This window comes from Actinokineospora globicatena (assembly GCF_024171945.1).
In the GTDB taxonomy this organism is placed as follows: domain Bacteria; phylum Actinomycetota; class Actinomycetes; order Mycobacteriales; family Pseudonocardiaceae; genus Actinokineospora; species Actinokineospora globicatena.
The window spans coordinates 1095776-1120312 of the sequence record NZ_JAMTCR010000002.1 but is presented as its reverse complement, the minus strand read 5'-3'; the positions used below and the strand labels follow the sequence as shown (position 1 = coordinate 1120312).

26 protein-coding genes are annotated in these 24537 nt (G+C 69.9%); 15 read left to right on the top strand and 11 right to left on the bottom strand.

Annotated features, from left to right (window positions below; all coding sequences use genetic code 11):
- Positions 1-56 precede the first annotated feature (56 nt).
- Together LV79_RS05330 and LV79_RS05325 are read left to right on the top strand one after the other, a co-directional pair.
- Entirely contained in the window at positions 57-551 is a 495-nt protein-coding gene (locus LV79_RS05330; RefSeq protein ID WP_253832617.1) for a helix-turn-helix domain-containing protein, read from the top strand.
- A 3-nt stretch (positions 552-554) separates the two neighbouring features.
- Positions 555-1127 (top strand): PIN domain-containing protein, encoded by a 573-nt coding sequence (locus LV79_RS05325; RefSeq protein ID WP_253832615.1) that lies wholly within the window; start codon positions 555-557, stop codon positions 1125-1127.
- A 102-nt stretch (positions 1128-1229) separates the two neighbouring features.
- On the opposite strand, the gene LV79_RS05320 is transcribed toward LV79_RS05325, so the two are convergent.
- Positions 1230-1652, bottom strand: coding sequence for an Imm1 family immunity protein (locus LV79_RS05320; protein WP_253832613.1), 423 nt, complete (start codon positions 1650-1652; stop codon positions 1230-1232).
- A 98-nt stretch (positions 1653-1750) separates the two neighbouring features.
- Between LV79_RS05320 and LV79_RS05315 the strand changes: the two genes are divergently transcribed.
- The gene (locus tag LV79_RS05315; RefSeq protein WP_253832611.1) at positions 1751-2170 is read left to right on the top strand and encodes an SCO4402 family protein; all 420 of its coding nucleotides are present in this window, start codon (positions 1751-1753) and stop codon (positions 2168-2170) included.
- Positions 2171-2173: 3 nt separating this feature from the next.
- Here LV79_RS05315 and LV79_RS05310 read toward each other — a convergent pair whose 3' ends face one another.
- Genes LV79_RS05310 through LV79_RS05295 form a run of 4 tightly spaced genes read right to left on the bottom strand, consistent with a single transcriptional unit; the run spans position 2174 to position 6857 of the window.
- The gene (locus tag LV79_RS05310) at positions 2174-4375 is read right to left on the bottom strand and encodes a translocation/assembly module TamB domain-containing protein (RefSeq protein ID WP_253832609.1); all 2202 of its coding nucleotides are present in this window, start codon (positions 4373-4375) and stop codon (positions 2174-2176) included.
- Positions 4376-4433: 58 nt separating this feature from the next.
- On the bottom strand, positions 4434-5183 hold the full coding sequence (locus LV79_RS05305) for an amino acid ABC transporter ATP-binding protein (protein WP_253832607.1): 750 nt from the start codon (positions 5181-5183) through the stop codon (positions 4434-4436).
- Positions 5184-5190: 7 nt separating this feature from the next.
- On the bottom strand, positions 5191-6021 hold the full coding sequence (locus tag LV79_RS05300; protein WP_253832605.1) for an amino acid ABC transporter permease: 831 nt from the start codon (positions 6019-6021) through the stop codon (positions 5191-5193).
- Positions 6018-6857, bottom strand: coding sequence for an ABC transporter substrate-binding protein (locus LV79_RS05295; protein ID WP_253832603.1), 840 nt, complete (start codon positions 6855-6857; stop codon positions 6018-6020). The genes LV79_RS05300 and LV79_RS05295 overlap by 4 nt, the downstream gene beginning before the upstream one ends.
- A gap of 297 nt (positions 6858-7154) precedes the next feature.
- On the opposite strand from LV79_RS05295, the gene LV79_RS05290 reads away from it, so the two are divergent.
- The 8 genes from LV79_RS05290 to LV79_RS05255 all read left to right on the top strand — a co-directional run bounded on the left by LV79_RS05290 (position 7155) and on the right by LV79_RS05255 (position 13300).
- Positions 7155-8270, top strand: a complete 1116-nt coding sequence (locus LV79_RS05290) for an ADP-ribosylglycohydrolase family protein (protein WP_253832601.1) — start codon at positions 7155-7157, stop codon at positions 8268-8270.
- Positions 8271-8351: 81 nt separating this feature from the next.
- On the top strand, positions 8352-8909 hold the full coding sequence (locus LV79_RS05285; protein ID WP_253832599.1) for a YbaB/EbfC family nucleoid-associated protein: 558 nt from the start codon (positions 8352-8354) through the stop codon (positions 8907-8909).
- Positions 8910-8923: 14 nt separating this feature from the next.
- Positions 8924-9232, top strand: a complete 309-nt coding sequence (locus LV79_RS05280; RefSeq protein ID WP_253832597.1) for a type VII secretion target — start codon at positions 8924-8926, stop codon at positions 9230-9232.
- Positions 9229-11181, top strand: a complete 1953-nt coding sequence (locus tag LV79_RS05275; protein WP_253832595.1) for a WXG100 family type VII secretion target — start codon at positions 9229-9231, stop codon at positions 11179-11181. The genes LV79_RS05280 and LV79_RS05275 overlap by 4 nt, the downstream gene beginning before the upstream one ends.
- Positions 11181-11618, top strand: coding sequence for a UCP033725 family protein (locus LV79_RS05270; protein WP_253832593.1), 438 nt, complete (start codon positions 11181-11183; stop codon positions 11616-11618). The genes LV79_RS05275 and LV79_RS05270 overlap by 1 nt, the downstream gene beginning before the upstream one ends.
- A complete protein-coding gene (locus LV79_RS05265; protein ID WP_253832592.1) occupies positions 11615-12238 on the top strand; it encodes a hypothetical protein in 624 nt (207 codons plus the stop codon). The genes LV79_RS05270 and LV79_RS05265 overlap by 4 nt, the downstream gene beginning before the upstream one ends.
- Complete coding sequence (locus tag LV79_RS05260; RefSeq protein WP_253832590.1) at positions 12235-12654, top strand: hypothetical protein; 420 nt, start codon at positions 12235-12237, stop codon at positions 12652-12654. The genes LV79_RS05265 and LV79_RS05260 overlap by 4 nt, the downstream gene beginning before the upstream one ends.
- Before the next feature lie 4 nt (positions 12655-12658).
- Entirely contained in the window at positions 12659-13300 is a 642-nt protein-coding gene (locus LV79_RS05255; RefSeq protein ID WP_253832588.1) for an endonuclease V, read from the top strand.
- On the opposite strand, the gene LV79_RS05250 is transcribed toward LV79_RS05255, so the two are convergent.
- Positions 13297-14748, bottom strand: coding sequence for a M20/M25/M40 family metallo-hydrolase (locus LV79_RS05250; protein ID WP_301320392.1), 1452 nt, complete (start codon positions 14746-14748; stop codon positions 13297-13299). The genes LV79_RS05255 and LV79_RS05250 overlap by 4 nt on opposite strands.
- Before the next feature lie 415 nt (positions 14749-15163).
- Here LV79_RS05250 and pdhA point away from each other — a divergent pair, with 415 nt between their 5' ends.
- Genes pdhA through LV79_RS05235 form a run of 3 tightly spaced genes read left to right on the top strand, consistent with a single transcriptional unit; the run spans position 15164 to position 18822 of the window.
- Positions 15164-16369: a pyruvate dehydrogenase (acetyl-transferring) E1 component subunit alpha gene (gene pdhA, locus LV79_RS05245; protein WP_253832586.1), complete on the top strand. Its 1206-nt coding sequence runs from the start codon at positions 15164-15166 to the stop codon at positions 16367-16369.
- Positions 16369-17394, top strand: coding sequence for an alpha-ketoacid dehydrogenase subunit beta (locus LV79_RS05240; RefSeq protein WP_253832584.1), 1026 nt, complete (start codon positions 16369-16371; stop codon positions 17392-17394). Before pdhA ends, LV79_RS05240 begins: the two co-directional genes overlap by 1 nt.
- Before the next feature lie 3 nt (positions 17395-17397).
- Positions 17398-18822 (top strand): dihydrolipoamide acetyltransferase family protein, encoded by a 1425-nt coding sequence (locus tag LV79_RS05235; protein ID WP_253832582.1) that lies wholly within the window; start codon positions 17398-17400, stop codon positions 18820-18822.
- Positions 18823-19065: 243 nt separating this feature from the next.
- Here LV79_RS05235 and LV79_RS05230 read toward each other — a convergent pair whose 3' ends face one another.
- The gene (locus LV79_RS05230) at positions 19066-19662 is read right to left on the bottom strand and encodes a hypothetical protein (RefSeq protein ID WP_253832580.1); all 597 of its coding nucleotides are present in this window, start codon (positions 19660-19662) and stop codon (positions 19066-19068) included.
- 55 nt (positions 19663-19717) lie between these two features.
- Positions 19718-20287, bottom strand: a complete 570-nt coding sequence (locus LV79_RS05225) for an SCP2 sterol-binding domain-containing protein (protein ID WP_253832578.1) — start codon at positions 20285-20287, stop codon at positions 19718-19720.
- A gap of 159 nt (positions 20288-20446) precedes the next feature.
- Between LV79_RS05225 and LV79_RS05220 the strand changes: the two genes are divergently transcribed.
- Positions 20447-21100 carry a TetR/AcrR family transcriptional regulator gene (locus LV79_RS05220; protein ID WP_253832576.1) on the top strand — a complete coding sequence of 218 codons (654 nt, stop codon included), beginning with the start codon at positions 20447-20449 and terminating at the stop codon, positions 21098-21100.
- A gap of 4 nt (positions 21101-21104) precedes the next feature.
- On the opposite strand, the gene LV79_RS05215 is transcribed toward LV79_RS05220, so the two are convergent.
- From LV79_RS05215 to LV79_RS05205, 3 genes are all read right to left on the bottom strand, one after another.
- Entirely contained in the window at positions 21105-21794 is a 690-nt protein-coding gene (locus LV79_RS05215) for a hypothetical protein (RefSeq protein ID WP_253832574.1), read from the bottom strand.
- A gap of 539 nt (positions 21795-22333) precedes the next feature.
- Positions 22334-23167 carry a MaoC family dehydratase gene (locus tag LV79_RS05210; RefSeq protein WP_253832573.1) on the bottom strand — a complete coding sequence of 278 codons (834 nt, stop codon included), beginning with the start codon at positions 23165-23167 and terminating at the stop codon, positions 22334-22336.
- A complete protein-coding gene (locus tag LV79_RS05205) occupies positions 23167-24498 on the bottom strand; it encodes a 3-oxoacyl-ACP reductase (protein ID WP_253832571.1) in 1332 nt (443 codons plus the stop codon). Before LV79_RS05205 ends, LV79_RS05210 begins: the two co-directional genes overlap by 1 nt.
- Between the last annotated feature and the right edge of the window lie 39 nt (positions 24499-24537).

Sequence of the window (24537 nt, the reverse complement as noted above, 5' to 3'; positions counted from 1 at the left end):
CCACCATCCGGGTGCTCGACCTTTCGTTTCGTTCGTTTCGGCGTAAGCTGGCGAGCATGACAGCGATCGCGGGCGAGCGGACCGTGCTACCTCCAGACAGTCCGGAGGTCCTGTCCCCGTGGGTTCGCGCGCTGGCGCACGGGCACGACGGCCCAGCGACACTCGTCGCACCTGATGGCACAGAACTGCAGGTCCCCGCAGAGGTGTTCGAGGTGCTCCGCGACGTTGTCGTTGCCATGTCGCAGGGCCTGGCGATCACCGTCGCACCGCAACACACGGTGCTCACCACGAGTGAGGCCGCTCACCTGCTGGGCGTCTCCCGCCCAACGCTGGTACGCCTTCTCGAAGCTGGGGACATCCCCTACGAGCAGCCGAACCGACACCGCAGGGTGCGGTTGGCAGACGTGCTCGCCTATCAGGAGCGCGCCCGACGGGCCCGCGCCTCCGGACTGGACGAGATGGTGCGCAGTGGCGAAGACAGCGGTCTGTACGACCTGCCCTTAGAAACACCGATCGAGCGAACCCCACTGGACGACGACGCACACGAGTGAGACTTGTACCCCGCCTTCCTCGACACCTGTGTCCTCCTCAAGCCCTACGTGTGTGACACGCTGCTGACCATCGCCGAGTCCGGCCTGTTCCGCCCACTGTGGTCCATCGGCGTCCTGGACGAGCTGGCCAGGAACCTCGCCAAACGGGGCCTGTCGGAGGCGCAGGTGAGCCATCGGATTGAGCAGATGACCCACCACTTCTCCGATGCGAACGTCACCGGCTACGAGCACCTCGTGCCCGCCATGGAGAACGACCCCAAGGACCGCCATGTTCTCGCGGCAGCCGTCCGCGGCGGGGCGGCGTCGCTGGTGACCGAGAACCTGAAGGACTTTCCCAAGCACGCGCTTGACCGCTACGGCATCGCGGCTGTGCACCAGGACGAGTTTCTCCAAGACCAGCTCGATCTCTCTCCGCGCCTGGTGTCAGCCGCGCTCCAGCGGCAGGTGTCCCGGCACCGCAAGTACCCGCGCTCCGTCGACGACCTGCTCGACGTCCTCGGCAACGAGGGCAACGGCTGCCCCGGGTTCGCGGCTGAAGCACGGCACGTGAGCGCCGGTGGCATGTGGAGAAGCTGACCTGGTGGTAACAGGAGGTCCAGAAGTCCAGCTGTGCTCACGCCGGGATTCAACAGCCCTGCGGTTCCGGGTTGGTCCCCGGCCCAGGATTTGGGAGACCGCCTAGATCTGCCGCCACTGGACGCAGGTGGGGCGAGCGGCGGTGGTGAGGAACTCCTTGAGGGCCTGGGTGAATACATCGAAGCTGACTCCGCTGCCTGCTTCGAACTCCGTGTGGTCGTAGTGGCGCGCGGGGGAAGCGGGATCGCCGATGGGGACGCTGTAGGGGTGTTCTGGGCAGAAGTGCGACAGGTAGCCGAATCCGCTGTGGACGAGCGCCCAGAGCAGGTGGTCGGGGACCGTGTTGCCGCTGAACTCGGAGATGACGAGCGGGCGGTCCAGGTGGACGACCATCGCCGGGTTCGCGCTGGGCTCGGACAGCAGGGCGACCAGACGGCCGACATCCTGCGGGGTATGGGCGACCAGCGCGCCATCGGCGGGGAGTTCCCGCGGGTCGTAGATCTCCCACGTGGCCCGGAAGCTCATCCCTCTCCTCGTGCAGCTCGTGCGGCCGGACTCGTCGAGCAGGTTTGACCAGCGAAAACGACTTCGACGAGGCATTGGGTGGGAGTTACTGTGCCGGGGTGACCGACCACGGCGTCAAGTATCCCTACTTCCGGCTCAACATCGTGCCGGTGGTGCTGTCGCTGGCCAATCCGCCTTGGCAACGGGAGGTGTGGTTGTGCCCCGACGAGGTCGAGAGCCTCGACCACGTCGTCCACGTGCTGTTCGACGACTTCTGCGACGCCGACGATCCACAGCGCTACCTCGGGGTCTGCTTGCGCACGCAGGAGGAGGTCGACCTCATGGCGAAGCTCGGTGCGGCCTTCTCCACCGTCAGTGGCGCGATTGCGGGCGGTGCCACGGACGAGGCGTTCCTGGAGCACGAGGGTTGGGCGGAGGTCGTGGCGGCGGCGGGGCGCTTGGCGCAGGCGATGGTCCGCAACGACCAGCGGGCGCTGGCGATGCTGGACGACGCGGGGCACCGGTGGCCGGATGGCTGACCGTCAGGAGGTTCGGCGGAGCATGCGGGTTATGCCTGCGGCGACGGTGGTGGCGAGGATCCAGCCGAGGGCTATGAAGACGGCGGAGATCCATTGGGAGGGGCCGTCGACGGTCCACTTGTTCTTGTGGCCGAAGTCGACGATGGGGACCAAGAGGTCGAGGGTGTAGAGGACCGGGTTCCAGACGAGGTGGTCGTCGGCGTTGGCCTCGTGGGGGACGGGGACGGCGGAGAACCAGAGGGTTCCGGCGATGAGGAAGGCGAAGAGCCAGGCGAGGGCTCGGGTGGGGCGGTAGCCGTAGCCGACCATCCAGCGTTGGAGCCAGCTCCAGAGGCGGATGCCGGGGGCGGCCAGGCGGGCGCCGTCGGCGAGGGCGTTGTAGCGGCGGCGTTGTTTCTCCACCAGGACGGTGGCCGCGTGTTCCTCGTTGCCCGCCGAGCGGAGCATGTGGGCGAACTGCTCGTACGGCCCCGGCCGGTACACGTCGCGCATGCCCGCGCGGAGCCAGCGCAGGCGGCGTTCGATCTCGGCGTCGTCGTCGAGTTCGACCGGGGTGGTGAGGGCGTCGTAGCGGAAGTCCTCGAGTTCGATGCGGCCCTGGGCGCACCAGAACTTCTCGTTGTCGGCGAGGAACGCGCAGCGGGCGTGGCGCAGGTCGATGCGGCCCCGGGGTGGGGACGCGACGTCGAGGCGGAGTTCCTGGGTCTGGATGCCGAAGGCGTTGAGGGCGACCAGGTCGCGGTCGTTGCCGAGTTCCGCGCCGTGGAAGTTGGTCTCCCGCAGGATCTCCGCGCGGCGCATGCGGATCTCGCCGTGCGCGGCGAACGGTTCGGCGCAGATCAGGTCGCGGCCGATGTGGGACACGCGCAGGTCAAGCGATGGCTTCGGGGACGAGTCGCGGGCGTAGCTGCCCGGGGCGACGAACCGGCTGCCGCGCAGGTCGAGGTTCGCGCCGACCTTGGCGCCCGGCAGCAGGACCGAGCCGAACACCAGCAGCGAGCGGCCGTCGAGGTTGCCGCCGACGGAGAACCGCCTGCCCTCGATGGCGTCGCCGTTGCGGTTGCTCAGCACCGCGCGGTCGAACAGGACGCTGCCCTGCACCTTCACGTCGACCAGGCGGATCTGCCCGGCGACCCGCGCGTCCCTGGCGTCGATCCCGCCGCGGACCTCGGTGCCGTCCAGGTGCAGCGCCCGGTCCGGGTACGGCCCCGGGCCTGCCCCGTCCTGCTCGACGAACGTCTCCTGCCCGCCGGACAGGTCGACCCGCGCGTGCGACAGGCGCAGGGAGCCGCCGATGTGGGCGTTGACGATGCGAACCGTGCCGCTGCTCGTGAAGTCGCGGTCGAGGTTGACGTTGCCGTCCACCCTGGACCGATCGGCGACGAGGGTGGCGTTGGGGTCGAAGAACGGGTCGTCCGGGGGCACCGGGCGGGAGTGCTCGGTGCGCGGGGTGAGCCGGGCGCCGCGCAGGGAGAAGTCGCTGTCGACGCGGGCGCTGGGCAGGAACAGCTGGCCGTCGCAGCGGAACGGGGTACCGGTGCGCGGGTCGGCCGTCAGGTGCAGGTTGCCGCCGACCTGCAGGCCGTTGCCGTTCATGGCGATGCCGCGCGGGTTGTCCAGGTGGGCACCGGCGAAGTTGAGGTTGCCGCCGCTGCGCAGGCCGGGGATGCGGACCTCGCCCCTGGCGACGAGGTTCGGCGCGAGCAGGGCGCCCGCCAGGTGCAGCCGGTCGCCGTGCAGCGCGGGGCCCTTGGTCGGGGCGAGGGTGGCGCCGGAGAGCACGAGGGTGCCGTGGATCTCGCCGTCGGTCAGGTCGAGGCTGCCCGCGATGACGGTCCCGCCGACGAACTGCAGGTCGTTGTCGCTGCGCAGGTTGCGGCCCTGCAGCCCGGGTAACCAGCAGTCGCGGAACTCGACCCCGGCCAGCCTGGCCTGGCGCACGTCCGGCGGTTGCTCGAACCGGCAGCGCACGAACTCCAGCAGGTACGGGAACTCCACCGCGCGCAGGTCGAGCGGACCCACCAGGTAGCGGTCACTGACGCTGACCACCGGAACCGTCGTCGGTCTGCGCCGCCGCAGCACGCCGCCGTTCTCCGGGTCCACCCGGCGCACGACGTCGGCGGCCTGCATGACGGCCCACGCGGGCGGGTCGGGGGAGTGCGGGTCGAGCACACCCCCGACCTCGTCGGTGTCACGTCCGGCCACGGCGTCCCCCTCCCCTCCAGAGGAGAACGCACACCGGTGACGCTTCGTTCCCGCGTTGTTACTCCGAGCGGTTGATCGGATCCAACACCCGGGCGAGGAACGTCTTGGTCCGTTCGTGCCGCGGGGCGGCGATGACCTGGGACGGCGGCCCCTGCTCGACCACGACGCCGCCGTCCATGAACAGGACCTTGTCGGCGACCTCGCGGGCGAACTGCATCTCGTGCGTGACCACCAGCATGGTCATGCCCTCGGTGGCGAGCTGCCGCATCACCCCGAGCACCTCGCCGACCAGCTCCGGGTCCAGCGCCGAGGTGGGCTCGTCGAACAGCATCACCTCTGGCCCCATCGACAGCGCGCGGGCGATGGCGACCCGCTGCTGCTGACCGCCGGAGAGCGTGGCCGGGTAGACGCGTGCCTTGTCGGCTACGCCTACCTTCTCCAGGTTCTCCATCGCGGTCCGCTCGGCGTCAGCCTTGTCGCGCTTAAGGACCTTGCGCTGGGCGATGGTGAGGTTGTCCAGCACGGTGAGGTGCTGGAACAGGTTGAACTGCTGGAACACCATGCCCACGCGGCGGCGGGCGGCGTTGATGTCGCAGTCGGGGTCGGTGATCTCGGCACCGTTGACCACGATCGTGCCGCTGTTGGGCTGCTCGAGCAGGTTCACACAACGCAGCAAGGTGGACTTACCGGAGCCGGACGGCCCGATGACGCACACCACCTCACCGGACTCGACCGTGGCGTCGATGCCACGCAGGACCTCCAGGTCGCCGAACGACTTGTGCAGGTCGATGATCTGGACAGCGCTCACCGGGGGCTCACCTGGCCTTCTGTTGCTTGGCTTCCAGCCGCCGCACCACGTAGCCCAGCGGCAGGGTGATCACCAGGTAGGCGGCACCGGCCAGCACGAGCGGGGTGGAGTCGGCGTACTCGGTGGCCAGGTCGCCGCCGAACTTCGACAGCTCGGTGGTCAGCGAGGTCACGCCGAGCACGAACACCAGCGAGGAGTCCTTGAACAGCAGGATCAGCTCGTTGGTCAGCGGCGGGATCACGATCCGCAGCGCCTGCGGGATGATGATCGACACCATCGCCCTGGTGTGCGACATGCCCAGCGAGCGGGCCGCCTCCATCTGCCCGCGCGGCACCGCCTGGATGCCCGCGCGGAACGTCTCGGCCATGTACGCCGAGGCGACCAGGCCGAGCGCGACGGCGACCGTGCCGTACTGGTCGAACGGGAACTTCATCCCGGGGAACGCGACCGGCAGGCCGAACCCGAAGATCAGGAAGACCACCAGGGCGGGCAGGCCGCGGAAGACCTCGATGTAGGCCAGGGCGACGCCCCGGTACACCGCGATCGACGACAGCCGCATCAGCGCGACGACCAGCCCGAGCACGAAGCCGACCACGTAGGCCGACAGCGTGTAGATGACGGTGTTCTTGAGCGCGATGGTGATCAGCTCGGGGAACGCTTCCTTCGCCACGTCGAGGTCGGCGAAGTTCTCCACCACCGCCTTCCAGTCGGCGGCGAGGGCGACGGCGACCACGACCGCGGCGAACACCGCGTACTGCACGCCGCGGCTGATCCGCTGCCGCTTGCGCGGGCTGAGGCGGGCCCGGGGTGCCGGACCCGCCTCCTGGCCGTGGCTCACGAGCCGGACGGGGTCGACTTGGGCTTGGAGCCCATCCACTGCTCGTACGACTTGGCCCAGGTGCCGTCCTTGATGGCGGCGGCGAGGGCGTCGTTGAGGGTCTTGAGCAGCTCGGGGTTGCCGCCCTTCTTCACCGCGATGCCGTACTGCGCGCCGGTCTCGATCTCGGCACCGATCTCGAACTTCTCGCCGAGGCCCTGCTTCTTGAGCCACTCGTTGACCACGGGCAGGTCCTGCAGCACCGCGTCGACCTGACCGGCCTGGTAGGCCTGCAGCTGCTTGCCGGAGTCCTCGAACTCGGTCGGCGTGAAGCCCTTCTCGGTGGCGTAGTCGAGGCTGGTCGTGCCGCGCTGCACGCCGATCTTCTTGTCCTTGAGCTGGTCGAGGCTGGTGATGCCGGAGCCCTTGGGCACCAGCAGCGCGATGACCTCGTCGAAGTACGGGTTGGTGAAGTCGAGGTTCTGCTTGCGCTCGTCGGTGATCGTCATGCCCGCGGCGGCCACGTCGCACTTGCCGGAGTTGAGCGCGGCGCCGCTCTTGATGACGTCGAACTGGATGTCGACGATCTCCTGGGTGACGCCGAGCTTCTTGGCCGCGAGGTCGACCATGTCGACGTCGAAGCCGACGGTCTTGTCGCCCTGCTTGAACTGGAACGGGGGGTACGGCAGGTTCGTGCAGGTCTTGATCTTGCCTGCCTCCACGAGCTTGACCCCGTTCGCCGCGGTGTTGCCGCCGCTGGAACCGGTGGAGCCGCCGTCGGAGCTGCCGCAGGCCACGACCGCGAGTGCGAGCGCGGGCAGCAGGGCGAGCACCTTCAGCTTGGATCGACGCGCCACGGTGTCACTCCTCATTCATCTCAGGTGCGAGGTGGGACGCATACTGCCATCCAGTGCCGAAACTGTGCACTACTCGTCGGTTTGTCACATGTACGCATCCTATTTGTTGCGTAGACGAGACGCCGGACGCACTTTTTCCCGCTTCCCACCCCTGTTGCCGAAAGATGCGCGGCAACCGGCCCCCCGGACGCGAGGGGTACCGCGCTGTGAGATCCCTCGTCGAGTCCGCATCGCAACTGATCGCGAACAGATGGTGCCGGGGGTGGTTGTCGCCAGATGCCACTACGCTTCCCATACGTGGACGGTGATCTGCCCTACGAGCGCGTGATTCCCGCCGACCGGTGGCTCGGCTCCCTGCTGGCAGGCGCGGTCGGCGACGCCCTGGGTGCGCCGATCGAGTTCCTCTCCATAGACGAGATCCGCGGCCGCTTCGGCGAGGCGGGGGTAACCGGCTATGAGGAGGCCTACGGCGGCCGAGGCCGGATCACCGACGACACGCAGATGACCCTCTTCACCCTAGAGGCGATGATCAGGGGTCACCTGGGAAGACGTCTCATGTTCTTCGAGCAGCAGCCCGCGTCCGTGATCCAGCACGCCTACCAGCGCTGGTACCACACGCAGGGCACCCCGTGGCACCAAGCCGGGGGCTCTTACGCCATGGAAGCCGAGCCCGACGGTTGGCTTATCCGTGAGCGAGGGCTCTACCACCGCCGTGCACCCGGGGCGACCGTTCTTACCTCGCTCAAGGGCTTCGCGGCTGGCGCGGACCGGGGCACCCTCTCGCACCGCATCAACGACTCGAAGGGCTGCGGCGCGGTCATGCGGGCCGCCCCGTGCGCGTTGTGGTCCGAGGACCCGCTCGACTCGTTCGTCGTCGCCGCCCAGTCCGGCGCGCTGACCCACGGCCACCCCAGCGGCTACCTCACCGCGGGCGCCTTGGCCTTCCTGGTGCACCGCCTGCTCGACGGCACCGACCTGCCCACCGCGATCGCCGAGGTCCGCGCCGAGCTGGTCACCTGGGAGGAGTCGGCCGAGACCGTCGACGCCATCGACGACGCCGTCGACATGGCCGGTCGGGGCAGGCCGAGCGCGGAGACGCTGGCCAAGCTCGGCGGCGGCTGGGTCGGCGAGGAGGCGCTGGCCATCGGCCTGTGCGCGGCGCTGGTGGCCGACGACCTGGCCGACGGGCTGCTGCTGGCGGTCAACCACTCCGGCGACAGCGACTCCACCGGCGCCATCTGCGGCAACCTGCTCGGCGCCGCGCACGGGGTCGGCGCGCTGCCCGCCGAGTGGCTCGCCGGGCTGGAACTGCGCGAGGTCATCGAGGAACTCGGCCGGGACGCGCTGATCGAGTTCAGCCCGACCAACTCGCTGGAGCACCCGGGCTGGCGGGAGCGCTACCCGGCCTGGTGAGTGTGCCGAAGGGACTGACAAGGCTGGCGCCTTCGTGGACACTGGCCGCGCCATCGCCACCGAGCAAGCCGGGGAGCACGCGTGAGCCAGCCGTCATTCGGCGGGGACGGATTCCAGACCGAGCAGGAGCTGCGCCGCTGGTCGGCCGGTGTCGCTGCCAAGGCGGAGCGCTACCAGGAGATGCAGACCGAGGTGGCCGCCGTGTCGGTGACCGAGTCCTCACGCGAGGACTTCGTGTCGGTCACGGTTGACGCTACCGGCGCGGTCACCGACCTCGTGATCAGCGAGCGTTCGCGTGAGATCAGCGGCGCCGAGCTGTCGGAGCTGGTCCTGCGCACAATGCGGTTGGCCCAGTCGCGCATCACCGAGCAGGTCGCCGAGGTCATGACCCGCACCGTCGGCGACGACCCGCAGACCGTGGCCGCCGTGGTCGACTCCTACCGCGCGAGGTTCCCGGAACCGGAGCCCGAGCCCGAGCGTCCAACCGCGAGCACTGTCGACGAGATGCGCCTGGGGCGGGTCGACGACGGTGATGAACCACCGAGACAGCGACCTGGCCGTTCGACCCGCCCGAGCCACGACGACCCGGACGACGACAATCCGGACGACGACTGGGGCGGACCCTCCATCCTGCGCTGAGAAGGAGTCCAGCGGTGCCCGACGGATACGGCGTCCTCATTGATGAGCTCGGCGCGCACGCAGGCAGGCTCGACGCGCTCAACGACCGGCTGGAGCAGGCGTTCGACGCGGCCAACCAGGTGCACCTGGGCAGCCAGGCGTACGGGGTGATCTGCCAGTTCTTCGTGCCGATCGTGCAGGCGGTCAGCCAGCCCGCGGTCGACTCGATCCGCGAGGCGTCGTCGACCATGGACGCGACCGCGGGCGGCGTTCGCGAAACCGCGGGCTCTTACGACAACACCGAGCGCGCCAACACCCAGCCCTTCTCGGGCGGTGCCCGGTGACGAACCCCCTGGTCGCGGCACGCGAGGACTCCACCAAGGGCTACACCGGCATCGGGCTGGTCGAGTCGGCCGCCGACATCTACAACGGCGTGCAGAACGGGTCGTGGGTCGAGGGCGGTCTCGGCGCGCTCGGCGGCGGCCTCGAGGTGCTGTCGCTGGCGCTCGACCCGATCGGCACCCTGGGCCAGTACGCGATCTCCTGGGTGATCGAGCACGTCGCCCCGCTGCGCGACGCGCTGAACTGGCTGGCCGGTGACGCCGACCAGATCGCCGCGTACGCCGCGACCTGGAAGAACGTGTCGCAGGCGGTCGGCGGGATCGCCACCGACTTCGGCACCGAGGTCGCCAACGGCACCTCGGCGTGGACCGGCCCGGCCGCCGACGCCTACCGGGCCAACACCGCGGCGCAGGGCGAGCACATCACCGCGGCGGCCAGCGGGGCCGGGACGATCGGCACCGTCGTCGAGGTGGTCGGCGCCCTGGTCGGCGTGGTCCGCGGGATCGTGCGCGACCTGGTGGCCGAGTGCATCTCGACGCTGCTGCTGCGGCTGCCGCAGTGGCTGGCCGAGGCCGGGTTGACGCTGGGCCTGGCCACCCCGCACATCGTCGCCTCGGTCGGCGCGCTGGTGGCGAAGTGGGTCGGCCGGATCACCGACGTGATCACCAAGCTGATCCGGTCGGTGGAGAAGCTGCGGCCGATCCTGGCCAAGCTCGGCGAGATCTGGGAGGCGATCAAGTCGGGGCTGCGCGGTCTGCGCACCAAGCCGCACGGCGCTGACACCCCCTCCGCGCCGGACGCCGTTCGCAACGCTCCCGCGCCGGTCGACGCGCCGTCGACGACGGGGCAACCGAACCTGACTACCCCGAACACACCGAACTCTCCGTCAACGTCGACGGCCCCGAGCGGGTCATCGACTCCGACGACGACAACGAGCAGCGCGCCGCCTACGCCTTCTACTACTACGGCACCCAGCGGGACTTCATCTCCGTCGACCACACCGTCCTCGGTCACGCCTACCGTCACGCCGTCGTCGTCAACGGTGCCGAGCGGTTCGGTCTCCCCGTCCACCACGCCGTCTTCGGTGACGCCCACGGTCACGCCGTCGTCGTCCACTGTGCCGAGCAGTTCCTCCACGCCCCCTACCTCGTCGACGACGGGTGGCGGCGGGGGCGGGACCCCGCCGGTGAAGCCGACCACGCCCGGGTCGTCCGGTCCGCACTGGACGGACACCGTGCGCGGCAAGTTCACCGACGCGGAGTGGAAGGACTTCAAGGGGGCGATGGACAAGCTCGGCGCCGACCCCAAGCCGGGCGACGTGCCGGGGTCCGGTCAGCTCACCCCGCACGAGCGGGACCTGATGGCGCGCGCGATGAAGGAGGTCGAGGTCACCAACGGCACGCTGATGCAGAAGGTGATCCCCGACGCCGACGTCGCCAACTACCTCAACGGCAAGTACACCGAGGTCGGCGGGTTCGTCGCCAGGCACCAGGACGCCGGTGGGCTCAACACCCCGGCCGACCTGATCAACGGCAACCGGCTCGACTACTCCGGCACGCCCTACGACGTGTCCCAGCCGACGATCCACACCATCGAGTTCCCGGCGTCCGACGCCTCGCTGTACCGGACGCCGATCGGCGCGCCGTCGATGGACCCGTCGGTGCCCGGTGGCCTCGGCGCGACCGACCCGAGGGTGCTCGCCGCGCGCGACGACATGATCAACGCGGTGGAGAACGCCGGGGTCAACCCGGACCGGTACAGCCCGTCGATCAACCAGTGGCCCTACACCGGCGCGGGCGTGACCGCGCACCCGACGATGGGGGTGCCGGAGTTCCAGATGGGCAGCCGGATGCCGATCCCGGACGGGTCGACCATCAACCAGTTCGACGCGGCGGGCAACAAGACGGTCGTTGCCGTGTATGACAGTGTGCTCGGGTGGGTGAGGCAGTGATGAGGTACGCCGGGCCGCGGTCCGGGGAGTTCGCCGTGGTGCGCGGGGTGACGCACCCGTGCACGTTCTCGCCGAACAACGACCGGGTCGTGCTCAAGACCAAGCAGGCCGACAACCCGGACGCGACCCTGTTCTCCTGGCACGAGCGCTTCGGCGGCTGGGTCGCGGACCTGACCGCCGCCGACTGCGACCGGGTGTACTCCGCCAGGTCGTACGGCAAGTGGCAGGGGCACCGGGTCGCCGTCGAGTCCGTGGTGGACGGGGTCGCGACGGTCACCTACGCCGACTCGAACGGCGGCTGGGCCGCGGAGAACGGCTTCACCGAGGTGGACCGGTACGAGTACCGCCGCGAGGTGCCCGCCGCCGAGCTCGGGGACGTGCACGAGGAGCAGCGGGACCTGGGGTTCACCCGGTGGCGTGAGAGCACGTTCGAGTGACCGGAAGTCTGAGCGACCACGAGCGGGCGTTGACCGCGCGGGTCCACGCCATCGTCACGCTGGCGCCGGACACGCTGCTGGTCAAGGTCCTGCCGCCGTGGTCGGTCGACCGCTACCTGCGGCACGAGGTGTCCGCCGGGGTGGTCGGCGCGCTGCCCCCGTTCGACTTCCGGCTGGTCGGCGGCACCGTCGCCCGGCTGCAGGACTGCGCGAACCTGCGGGCGCCGCGCGACTTCCACCAGGCGTTCCGGTTGGACTACGCGGGCAGCCCGTTCCGCCAGGACATGCCGGTGCTGCACACCATGGAGTTCCCGGCAGGGCCCACGGACCGGTACGTCGTCCCGTTCGGCGCACCGACCGGTCCCCGCGAACCCGCTTACGCGATGACCGCCGCCGCTCTAGCCGCAGGCGTTGACCCCAACTCCGTGCGCACCGAGTTCGCACCGTGGCCGTTCACCGGTACGGGACTCACTGCGGGTGGGCCGTTGGCGCTACCTGAGTGGTGGAAGCAGCCCGGCGTGATCCCCGTGGGCGCGCGCATCATCGCCCACACCGCGCGCGGCCCGCTCCCGGTCGCCCTGTGGACAGCGTCCACCTGGACTCCCTTGGACTCCCGATGACTTACCAGCGCCCCCGCACGGGCATCATCGCTCTCCTCGATGGCCGCGAGTACCCCGCGACCTCTCCCGAACGCGGCGAGGTAACCCTGACTGCGCTCGTTGACCCTGTCGACCCGCGCTTCACCCAGACCCCCACCGGCTGGCAGGCCGTGGTCGCCCTGGACTCCCTGGACCGTCTGGACGAGGTCACCACCCGCGCCGACCACCTAGGCCACGAGTGCCTGGTCGTCGGAATCTCCCCCGAGGGCTCAGCGGGCCTCTATTACGTGGGCCCTGACAAGTCCAAGGCGTCGACCGACGGCTTCGTCCAGATCGATCCCGGTACTTGGGCCAAGAACACCCCCATCGCCACCCTCACCAACTTCCGCGAACACCACACCGACCTGCTGTTCGCCACCTGGCTCCACCAGTCCTGACCAGGTGGACACCCCGGAGTGGCCCGCGACCGAGGCTGAGGCCATCGCGGTGCAGGAAAGGCTAAGAGAGCAAGTCAGGGCCGAGGCGCCGAGTGGGTTCAGGCCTAAGACAGCGACTGGCCTGGATGTGCACTACACAGATGTCCTCACGGCGGCGGTGTGCACGATCGACTTGGAGACTCTCAAGGTCGTCGACTCCGCTACCTGCGTAGGACCGGAGAGCTTCCCCTACATCCCCGGGCTGTTCGCGTTCCGCGAGCTCCCGCTGCTGCTGCGAGCCCTGGACCAGCTGACAACGCCACCTGAGGTGCTGGTCTGCGACGGCCAAGGGCTGGCACATCCGCGCAGGTTCGGGCTCGCCTGTCACGCGGGGGTGCTCACGGGCATTCCAGCTCTAGGCGTAGGCAAGAACGCGCTGGGCGACTTCGACCCTCCGGGGCCACGTAGAGGCGACTGGTCAGCGCTGACCGACGGCGGCGAGGTTGTCGGGCGTGCGCTGCGAACGCAGGACGGCGTCAAGCCGGTGTTCGTCTCCGTGGGGCACCTGGTGGACCTCGACACCGCCACTGACCTGGTATTGCGCCTCACGCCGCAGTACCGCCTGCCGGAGACGACACGGCAGGCGGACCACTTGGCGCGGCGTTAGGACTTGGCGTGCGCGTCGAGGATGTGCGCGACCGCCTCGGTGACCCTTTCCGCTTGTTTCACGTGAAGCCATTCATCCGGGACGTGCGCGTTGCTGTCGGCGCCGAGGGCCCCGGTGATGACGAACTGCGCCTCCGGGTAGAGCCGGGCGAGCAGGCCCATGAACGGGATCGAGCCGCCGAGAGACACCGTCTGCCAGGGGTTTCCGAAGATCTCGTCGGACAACGCGTCCAGGCTGGCGCGCAGCCACGGCGCCAACTGCGGGGCGTTCCAGCCCGCGGCCGCCTCGGTGCGGGACAGCTCGACCGTCGCGCCGTAAGGGACATCGGAGGTCAGCGCGTCGCGGACTGCCTCGAGCGCGGCGGTGGCGTCGGCGGTCGGCGGGAGCCGGAAGCTCAGCGTCATCGTGGTGAACGGCCGCAGGACGTTGCCCGCGTCGACCGGCTCGGGGAAGCCGTTCGCTCCGATCACCGACAGCGTCGGGCGCCAGCCGTTGTTCAGGACCAGCTCGACCTCATCGGGGTCCACCGGTCGGGTGTCACCGTGCAGGGGGAACAGGGTGCGGACCGTGCCCGGCGCGGCGGCCACCGACTGCGCGGCCTCGGCAGCCCGGTCGTCCGGGATGTCGACGTGCATCTCCTTGATCAGGATCTCACCGGTCTCGGCGTCCTCGATCCGGTCGAGCAGCCTGCGGATGACCCGGAACGAGCTCGGCACGATCCCGCTGGCGAGGCCGGAGTGCTGACCCGCGTCCAGAACACGCACAGTCAGATCTACCGACGCCAGGCCGCGGAGCGAGGTCGTCAGCCACAGCCGCTTGTAGTCGTTGCCGCCGGAGTCGAGGCAGACGACCAGCGAGACCTGGCCGAGCTGGTCAGCGAGGTGTTCGAGGTAAGCGGGCAGGTCAGGGCTACCGGACTCCTCGCCGGTCTCCAGCAAGACCACGCACCGGCTGTGAGAACCACCCGCGGCGCGGACAGCCTCGATCGCAGCGGTCGCCGCGTACCCCGCGTAACCGTCGTCGGCCGAACCGCGGCCGTAGAGCTTGCCGTCGCGCAGCACCGGCTGCCACGGGCCGAGGCCTTCGCCCCACCCGCCTACCGGGGGTTGCTTGTCGAGGTGCCCGTAGAGCAGGACGGTGCCCTTGTCCGCACCGGCGGCGGGGACGTCGACCAGCAGCACGGGGGTGCGGTCGGGCAGGGTGACCACTTCGACGCGCGCACCCGGGATGTCGCGCGCCGTGATCCAGCCACGCAGGTGTTCGACGGCGGCGTCGAGGTGCCCGTTGGCGGCCCAGTCGCCGTCGAAGTGCGGCGAGAGGGCGGGTATCGCGACGAAGTCCGACAGGCTGGGCAGGATCTCTGCCTCCCACAACTCCCGGACGGTCTGCTGAACGGCTGTCTTGTCCACGATCGCGATACTGCCACCAGTGCCGGTCGGCGACCCCATGGCAGGCCATTGCCTCAGGGGTTCATCAGGCAGGGGCAGGCAGGGTTGGTGTCGGCGCGCGGCCGGGTCTGTTCCCGCACCGCGCCGCGCGCCCCATTTGTGACACAGGTCACCCACGGGTCACCGGTTGGTCGCGGCGGCGCCGACCGCGTCGGCGTGAGCAGCCCCGACCCCCCTCTCCTGGGACCCCCTACGGTCGGTGGTCCAAGCGTTTTCGCAGCTCAACGCCACCCTGTGGACAAATGAAGGCGTGCTCGGGCTCACTGCTGCACACTCTCCCGTGTCAGGATGTGAGAGCAACGCCGTCAGCGTCGACGGTGGCCAGCGCCCCAACCCAACGGCGGTGGTGGCCGGCGGCGCGGCCGCACGCCGTCGCCACGAGCGACTGCGCGGCACAGACACGAGGAGAACGCGCATGTCGTCCCCAGAACAGTGGACGCACCCGGAACCCCGGGAAGGACCAGCCGCGACCGCGGCTGCCCCGTCAGCAGAGCAGGTGATCGCGGGTTTGCGTGCGACCAGTGAGGGTGGACCGGAATTGGTCCAGCTGCTGACGCCCGAGGGTGAGCGGGTCGAGAACCCGGAGTTCGACCGGTACGTCGCCGACGTCACGGCCGAGGACCTGCGGTCGCTCTACCGGGACATGGTCCTGGTGCGCCGCGCGGACCGCGAGGCCAACGCGCTGCAGCGGCAGGGCCAGCTCGGGATCTGGGTCCCGCTGCTCGGCCAGGAGGCCGCGCAGATCGGCGCCGGACGCGCGCTGCGCGACACCGACATGGTGTTCCCCAGCTACCGCGAGCACGGCGTGGCCTGGTGCCGGGGCATCAGCCCCAAGGAGATCCTGGGGATCTTCCGCGGCACCGACCACGGCAGCTGGGACTCCAACGCCAAGCGCTTCCACCCCTACACCATCGTGATCGGCAACCAGGTGCTCAACGCCGCCGGGTACGCGATGGGGCAGCGGTTCGAGGGCAAGGTCGGCGACGGCGACAGCGAAGCGACCATGGTCTTCTTCGGTGACGGCGCGACCAGCCAGGGCGACGTGCACGAGGGCTTCGTGTGGGCGGCGGTCTACGACGCGCCGCTGGTGTTCTTCTGCCAGAACAACCAGTGGGCCATCTCCGAGCCGACCGAGCGCCAGTCCCGGCTCCCGCTCTACCAGCGCGCGCGGGGCTACGGCTTCCCCGGTATCCGCGTGGACGGCAACGACGTGCTCGCGACCCTCGCGGTCTCGCGGTGGGCGCTCGACGAGTGCAGGCACGGCAACGGCCCGGTGCTCATCGAGGCGTTCACCTACCGGATGGACGCGCACACCACGACCGACGACCCCACCCGCTACCGGCACTCCGACGAGTTGGAGGCCTGGAAGCTCAAGGACCCGATCGAGCGGGTCCGGGTGAACCTGGTCCGGCACGAGCACGCCGACCAGGACTTCTTCGACTCGGTCCAGGCCGACGCCGACGCGCTGGCGGCCGACATGCGCGAGTTCTGCTTCAACATGCCAGAGCCGCCGGTCGAGCAGATGTTCAACCACGTCTACGCCGAGGCCAGCCCGTTCGTCGACGCCCAGCGCGACGAGTACCTGGCCTACCACGCCAACTTCGCCGGAGGTGAGCACTGATGGCCGCGCCTGTGATCAACAAGCCGAACGGGGCCGCCGCGACGCAGTCGCTGACCCTGGGCAAGGCGCTCAACCTCGGGTTGCGCACGGCCATGGAGGCCGACCCCAAGGTCATCGTGATGGGTGAGGACGTCGGCAAGCTCGGCGGCGTCTTCCGCATCACCGACGGGCTGCAGAAGGACTTCGGCGAGCACCGCGTGCTGGACACGCCGCTGTCGGAGTCCGGCATCATCGGCACCGCGGTCGGCCTGGCCGTGCGCGGGTTCCGCCCGGTGTGCGAGATCCAGTTCGACGGGTTCATCTTCCCCGGCTTCGACCAGATCGTCTCCCAGGTCGCCAAGCTGCACGCGCGGACCCTGGGCCGGGTCAAGGTGCCGCTGGTCATCCGGGTGCCGTTCGGCGGTGGCATCGGCGCGGTCGAGCACCACTCCGAGTCGCCCGAGTCGTACTTCGCGCACACCGCGGGCCTCAAGGTCGTGGCCTGCTCCAACGCGGTCGACGCCTACTGGATGATCCAGCAGGCGATCCAGAGCGACGACCCGGTGCTGTTCTTCGAGCCGAAGCGGTACTACCACTCCGGTTTCATGAAGGCCGAGGTCGACACCACCGCCACCCCCGACCCGCTGTTCGCCTCGCGCCTGGTGCGCGCGGGCAGCACGGCGACCGTCGTGGCCTACGGGCCGTCGGTGAAGGTCGCGCTCGACGCGGCGACCGCGGCCGAGGAGGAGGGGCGCTCGCTGGAGGTCATCGACCTGCGGTCGCTGTCCCCGCTGGACCTGCAGCCGGTGTTCGAGTCGGTGCGCAGGACCGGTCGGCTCGTGGTGGTCAGCGAGGCGCCCTCGGAGGCGTCGCTGACCTCGGAGATCGCCGCCCGGGTGCAGCAGGAGTGCTTCTACTCGCTGGAGGCGCCGGTGCTGCGGGTGACCGGGTTCGACACCCCGTACCCCCCGGCCAAGCTGGAGGAAGAGTTCTTGCCCGACCTGGACCGGGTGCTCGACGCCGTCGACCGCTCTTTGGCCTGGTGACGCATGCCTGAGTACAAGAGCTTCCCGCTGCCCGACACCGCGGAGGGGCTGACCGAGGCCGAGATCCTGAACTGGCAGGTCAAGCCGGGGGACACGGTCACCGTCAACCAGATCATCGTCGAGATCGAGACCGCCAAGGCCGCCGTCGAGCTGCCCTGCCCGTGGGCGGGTGTGGTCACCGAACTGCACGTCCAGGCCGGGCAGACGGTGGAGGTCGGCACGCCGATCCTCACCATCGACGTCGACCCCGGCGGTGCCGCGGCGCCCGCTCCCTCGTCGACCCCGGCTCCGGCCGCGGCCGACGAGGAGGAGATGAAGCCGCTGGTCGGCTACGGCTCCAAGGCCGTCACCGCCAAGCGGCGGGCCCGCAAGGGTCCGGCCGTCCCGGTGGAGGCGGCCGCGGCAGCGGCGCAGAGCACGGTGGCCGCCGCGTTCGAGCGCCACCAGGGCCCGGTGCCGGACAGCCCGCCGCCGAACACCCCGGTGGCGCCCGCCGTCCCGGTCGTGCCCGACAGCCCGGCCGCGCTGGTGGACCTGCCCGGCGGGTACGTGCCGCTGGCCAAGCCGCCGGTGCGCAAGCTGGCCAAGGACCTCGGCGTCGACCTGCGCAAGCTCACCGGGTCCGGCGACGCGGGCGTGATCACCCGCGCCGACGTCGAGCGGGCCGCGACCAACGGCACCGTCGTCGCCGAGCCGGAGCCGACCCCGGTCGGTGCCGTGGTCCGGGAGCGCGGCGAGCGGCGGGTGCCGATCAAGGGCGTCCGCAAGGTCACCGCCCAGGCCATGGTCGCCAGCGCCTTCACCGCGCCGCACGTCACGGAGTTCCTGACCGTCGACGTCACGCCGATGATGGAGCTGCGCGCCAAGCTCAAGGACCACCCGGACTTCCGCAGCGTCAAGCTCACCCCGCTCGCGTTCTGCGCGAAGGCGCTGGTGACCGCGATCAAGCGGACCCCCGAGGTCAACAGCAGCTGGGACGAGGCGGCGCAGGAGATCGTCTTCAAGGACTACGTGCACCTGGGCATCGCGGCGGCGACTCCGCGCGGCCTGATCGTGCCGAAGATCCGCGACGCCGACACCCTGTCGCTGCGCGAGCTCGCCCAGGCGCTGGAGTCGCTGACCACCGTCGCGCGGGAGGGCAAGACCCCGCCCGCCGACATGGTCAACGGCACCATCACGATCACCAACGTCGGCGTCTTCGGCGTCGACACCGGCACCCCGATCATCAACCCGGGCGAGTCGGCGATCCTGGCCTTCGGCGCCATCCGCGACACCCCCTGGGTGGTCGACGGCCAGATCACCATCCGCAAGGTCTGCCAGCTCGCTCTGAGCTTCGACCACCGCCTGGTGGACGGCCAACAGGGCTCCGAGTTCCTGGCCGCGGTCGGCGCACTCCTGGCCAACCCAGCACTGGCGATCACGTACTGAACCTGAAGATCTGAACGATGCGGGGCCGTAGGGATCACTCCCCACGGCCCCGCGCTGTTTCGCTACCCGTTGAGCATGGCCCTGTCCGCGCAACGACGCTACGGGTGGTCCTCTCCCACACCCAAAACAGGTCCGCCCCAAGGAGCACTTGGCAGCCAGCGCCTTCGTGGAGCGCGGGGTTGGCCAACGTCGGCGGCGGGCGTCTACGGGCCGATGTCGCGCACCGGGTCGGCTCGTTCGCGGTTAGCGGGTGGGGCCGCTCGCGGCGAGGTCGGACATGGCGCCCTGCAGGACGTGCTTGGCCTCGGCGAGGCCGTGGTCGTCGATGAGGTCGCGCAGGCAGCGGCAGTCGCCGAGGTCTCGGCCCTCGGCGGCACACAGATAGACACCGAGTACGCGCAGCGAGCGGGGGAGCAGGTCGTCGGTCCCCAGGTCGTCGTGCCGTTGGGCGATGTGCCTGGTGACCTCCAGCGCGACCGGACCCGGTGCCTGGGCGCGGGTCGCGGCGTCATCAGCAGCGGCGAGTTGGGCGAAGCGGGTGCAGGTGGACGAGGCGTCCGCCGTGGTGAGGGCCTGCCAGGTGTCGGCCGGGATGACCAGCCGGGCGCGTGCGGCGACGATGGCCTGCCACTGCTCGGTCGCGATCCGCACGCCCTCGGTCCTGGTCGCGGCCCGCATCGGGGTGCGCTGCGCGCGGGGTGTCTGCCGGGGCAGGACCGGGGTCGGCTTGCTGAACAGCAGGCCGAACCAGGTGTGCGCGCGGCACCGCTTGCCGCGCCGGGTCACCGGGGTCCGGCACGGCTTGCCGTCCTCGGTGCGCTTGCTGCCACAAACCGCCACGGGTGGCATGGTCCGGGTTCGGCGCCCGGCTGTCACGCCGGGTCCCCCGAACAGGTCAGGGCAGGTCGAAGTGGCCGATCAGCCCGGCGGCGAACGCGATGTCGCCCTTGACCTTGACCCGGCCGGACAGGAACAGCACCGGCAGGCTGGCGGCGCCGGTGATCGCGCGCAGGAAGTCGGCCGGGTCGATGGTGATGGTGACCCGGGGGTCGGCGGTCGGCTCGGGACCGGAGGTGCAGCGGCCCCGGTCGATCACCGTCTCGAACCGGTCCTCACCGTCGGGGCCGGTGAACCGCCAGTGCACGACCGCGCGCAGGTCGTCGGCGGCCAGGTGCTCGGCCATCCGCCGGAAGACCTCGGTGAACACGACCGGCCGCAGGTCGGGGTGGGCCATCAGCGCGTCGACCTGCTCGCGGGTGGCGCGGCCGAGGAAGCGCAGGAAGGTCTCGGTGCGCATGCCCGCCAGCTCGATGCCGGTGCCCGCGTCGCCGAGCATGTGCAGGACCTCGATGAGCTGGACGAACTGCTCGGGGGTCAGCCGCGCGGGGTCGACGGCGTCGGCGAGGCCGTCGAGGTCGACCACGGTCACCGGGGTCAGCCGGTTCCAGCGCCGCCGCCTGCTCACGCGCGGGCCTGGTGAACTCGGCGCGGGGTGATCGGCCGACCGATAGCATCTCGGTCTGACGTCAGCCGCTGGACCGGTTCCCTCGGCATGAGCACCTCCCGTACCTACTGATCGGTAGGCTACGGGCGGGTAGGCGGGTCGGCAAGAGGGAGGTTCGGCGTGAGCGTCGACGAGGAGAGTCGACCGGCGCGCGCGAAGCGGCTGCCGCGGGAGGTCCGCGAGCGGCAGATCCTGGACGCGGCGGTCACGGTGTTCTCCCAGCACGGCTACCACAACGCGTCGATGGACGAGATCTCCGACGTCGCCGGGGTCTCCAAGCCGATGATCTACGCCTACCTCGGCCACAAGGAGGACCTGTTCGCCGCCTGCATCCGGCGCGAGGCCTCCCAGCTGATGGCGGCCATCGCCGACGGGGTGCACGCCGAGGCCCCGCCGGACATGCAGCTCTGGCACGGCCTGCGCGCGTTCTTCCGGTTCGTCGGCGACCAGCGCGAGAGCTGGCGGGTGCTGCACCGCCAGGCCACCTCCCAGGGCGGGCCGTTCAGCGAGGAACTGCTGGCCATGCGCACCCGCGCGATCACCCTGGTCGACGCGCTGCTGGTCCGCTCGGCCACCAGCCGCGGGCACACCGCGACCCAGTCGACCGAGGCCCTGGCCGCGGCCCTGGTCGGCGCGGGCGAGTCCCTCGCCGACTGGTGGCTCGACCACCCCGACGTCCCGGAGAAGGTCGTCGCGTCCTGGCTGATGAACCTGGTCTGGATGGGCCTGGGCAACCTGGTCGACGGCGCGGTCTGGACCCCGACCGGGGAGTAGCCCGCTACCGGCCCAGCACCCGGTCGACCAGCCGCACCAGCAGGGACCTGCCGTCGACGACGTGGGTCAGCACCAACGGCCGCGCACTCCCCGGCTCCCACCGCACCACAGCGGCGGTGCGGTTGTTGAACACCAACCACCACTTCGCGGGCTTGGCCACCTTGACCCACGCCGGTCGGTGCCAGGAGAGCCTGCCGCCCTTGCGCAGTCCACGATGGACCAACCGAGCCGCCTTGCTGTCCGGCTCGACCGCCACCTCGCACACCTTGGCCCCCAACGGCTTCCCGAACAGATCCCCCGCGCGGTGAATGCACGTGATCACGTCGTACGGCCGCTTCCCACTCCCCGCCCGACAAGGAAGACAGAACTCGTCATGCTCACCGGCGACGAGGTAGAGATCAGCCGCCCTCGTCCGACACCACCCCGGCGGCTTCCGCACCGCCCGAACCGTGGGCGCTAACGCCGCGTACAACTCCTTGTGGGCCCGGTCCGGATCCCGGTGCCCACCCCCGCGCTGCTGAAACCGCTCCACGGCGTGCGGCAACACAGTGACCTCCGCCAACAGGTCGACCCCACGCAACCCAGTCAAGTCCACAGTGGACTTCCTCGGGAACCCCAAGCAGTTCGTCGCGATCCACTGCCCGGCCCCGTCCCGGTCCTCAGCCAACGGCAACACGAACTTCCGCCCAGCCACCAGGAAATACCCCGAAGGACTCCGCCGCCCCACCACCTCCTCCGGCAACCGATCAGTCACCACCCCCTCAGCAGCGATAACCCCCTCCAACCACTCCCGAGCCTCCTCCCGCCCCCCAAACCCAAAAACCCCCACACAAGCATCCAAACACCGCTTAGTAACCACCACCGGCATCTCCACCCCCACATCATGATCGCCCCCACCCCCTCCCGCCCAACACGCCACAACCCCAGCTCACAGCACCCGAGCCCACGCCCCTGCCCGCCTCCCCACGCTCCACCAAGTCCCCACGCCCAGTCCCAGCCCACCCGCCAACGACTGGCCAAGACCCCAACCACATTGCCCCAACACACCCGCCGACAACGTTGACCCCGAGACGCCCGCCAACGACGTTGGCCCACACGCGCTCCACCACGGCGCTGGTGCCAGGCCTGCTCGATGGGGTTGGGGTGCCCCGAAGGGAACGCAAGCACTGAGAGGCTGAAAGTCGAAGCTGTGGACTACCTGGCCCCTTGTGGACAACAAGGCCCAACGGGCCCCTACGCGGACAGGTCAACAACCGTCCCCGTCAGGTGAGGCTTGCCTCCATCTGCACCCACAACCGCAAACCGCCGCCCGTCCAGGCAAAACGAAAGACGGGCAGGGAGGTGCACAGGCAACTTGAACCGCACATCCACCTCAAACGCCCCCGGCAACTTCCCCTCCAACGCAGCCAAGCACCGCGCCTTAGTCCACATCCCGTGCGCGATCGGCCGTGAGTACCCGAACATCCGAGCCGTCAGCGCATGCAGGTGAATCGGGTTCCGATCACCAGAAACACCCGCATAACGCCGTCCGACATCACCAGGAACGTCCCAACAAGCAACAACCCCAGGCAACTCCTCCCGACCAGAAGCAGAACCAGACCCAGAACCAGCAGAAGTCCGCCGAAGGTAAGTACTAACCCCACTCCACACTTCAACACCACCCGCAGCCACCGAGGAGATCACGTCGAACTGAACCCCCCGAGGGTGGTCCCGCAAATCAGCCACCCCCACCCGAAGGTCGAGCACCTCACCCACCAGCACCGGCCGGCGCTGCACGATCCGGTTCGCCACGTGAATTGACCCGATCAGCGGAAACGGGAAGTCCGCGTCAGTCATGAGCTTGACCTGCATGGGAAAAGTCAGCACATGCAGATAGGTAGCAGGCAGCTCGTCACCCAAGCGGAATCCGCACACCCGGTTGTAAGCAGCCAAATGCGCCGCATCCACGCCCACCCGGAAGCGCTCGTAAGTGCGATCAGGTAAGGAGCCGCCGGACTTGGTGAAGGTGGCGAGGACGGCCTTGGTGTAGAGCGCGGCCAGGCGAGGGGAGTGGTCCAGGACTGGCATCACGCCCCCAGGAGGCTCTGGCCGCAGACGCGGACGACGTTGCCGGTGACCGCGCCGGAGGCCGGGTTGGCGTACCAGGCAATGGTTTCCGCGACGTCCACCGGTAGTCCACCTTGGGCGAGGCTGTTCATCCGGCGGCCTGCCTCGCGGATGACCGGGGGGACCGCGGCGGTCATCTTGGTCTCGATGAAGCCGGGGGCGACGGCGTTGACCGTGATCCCGCGGCCCACCACCGGTGCGTACGCGTTGACCATCCCGATGACGCCCGCCTTGCTGGTGGCGTAGTTGGTCTGGCCGGTGTTGCCCGCGATACCGGCGATGGACGACACCCCGATGATCCGGCCGCCGTCGCGCAGCACGCCGTCCAGGAGCGCCGTGTTGACCCGCAGTTGGCTGGCGAGGTTCACCGAGAGCACCGCGTCCCAGGCGGAGTCCTTCATGTTGGCCAGCTTCTTGTCGCGGGTGATCCCCGCGTTGTGGACGACGATGTCGACGCCGCCGTGGCGGGTGCGCAGGTGGTCGCTGAGTCGGGCGGGGGCATCCGCAGCGGTGATGTCGAGTTGCAGTGCGGAACCGCCGACCCGGTTGGCGACCTCGGCCAGCCCGTCTCCCTGCGCGGGGACATCCAGTGCGACGACGTGCGCGCCGTCGCGGGCGAGCACCTCGGCAATCGCGGCACCGATGCCGCGCGACGCCCCGGTCACCAACGCGACCTTGCCCGCCAACGGCGAAGCCCAGTCGTCCGGTTCCACGGCGCTGCCACCGAGAACCCCGATCCGGATCACCTGCGCGTCAACGTAAGCCGACTTGCCGGACAGCAGGAACCGCAGCGTGGACGCGATATCCCCCTCCGCCCCGGGCTCCACATAGACCAGTTGAGCCGTCGCGCCGCGCACTAGTTCCTTGCCGACCGACCGGACGAAGCCCTCCAGCGCGCGTTGGGCGACCTGTTCCTCGGCGTCAGCGATCCGCTCCGGTGGCGTCCCGAGCACCACGACCCGCCCGCACGTCCCGAGCGAACGCAGCACCGGGTTGAAGAAGTCGTAGAGCGCCCGGAGCTGCTCGACCCGCCGCACCCCGGTGGCATCGAAGACAAGCGCGCCGTGAGCGTCGGCCGGACTGGTCACCATCTCGGTCCCCGCGGCCGCGCACACCCCCGCGACCTGGTCGACGAGCCGCCCGCCGGGTGCCGCGCCCAGCAGCACCGGGCCGTCCAGGGCCGGGTCGCCCGGCCGGTGGCGGCGCAACGGGGTCGGGTTCGGCAGGCCGAGCCGCTTGACCAGGACCCGGCCGACGCCGGAGTTGCTGAACCGCTGGTACCGATCTGCCATCGGGGCGCGCCTCCAAAGCTACTCTCAAGTAGGTTACGA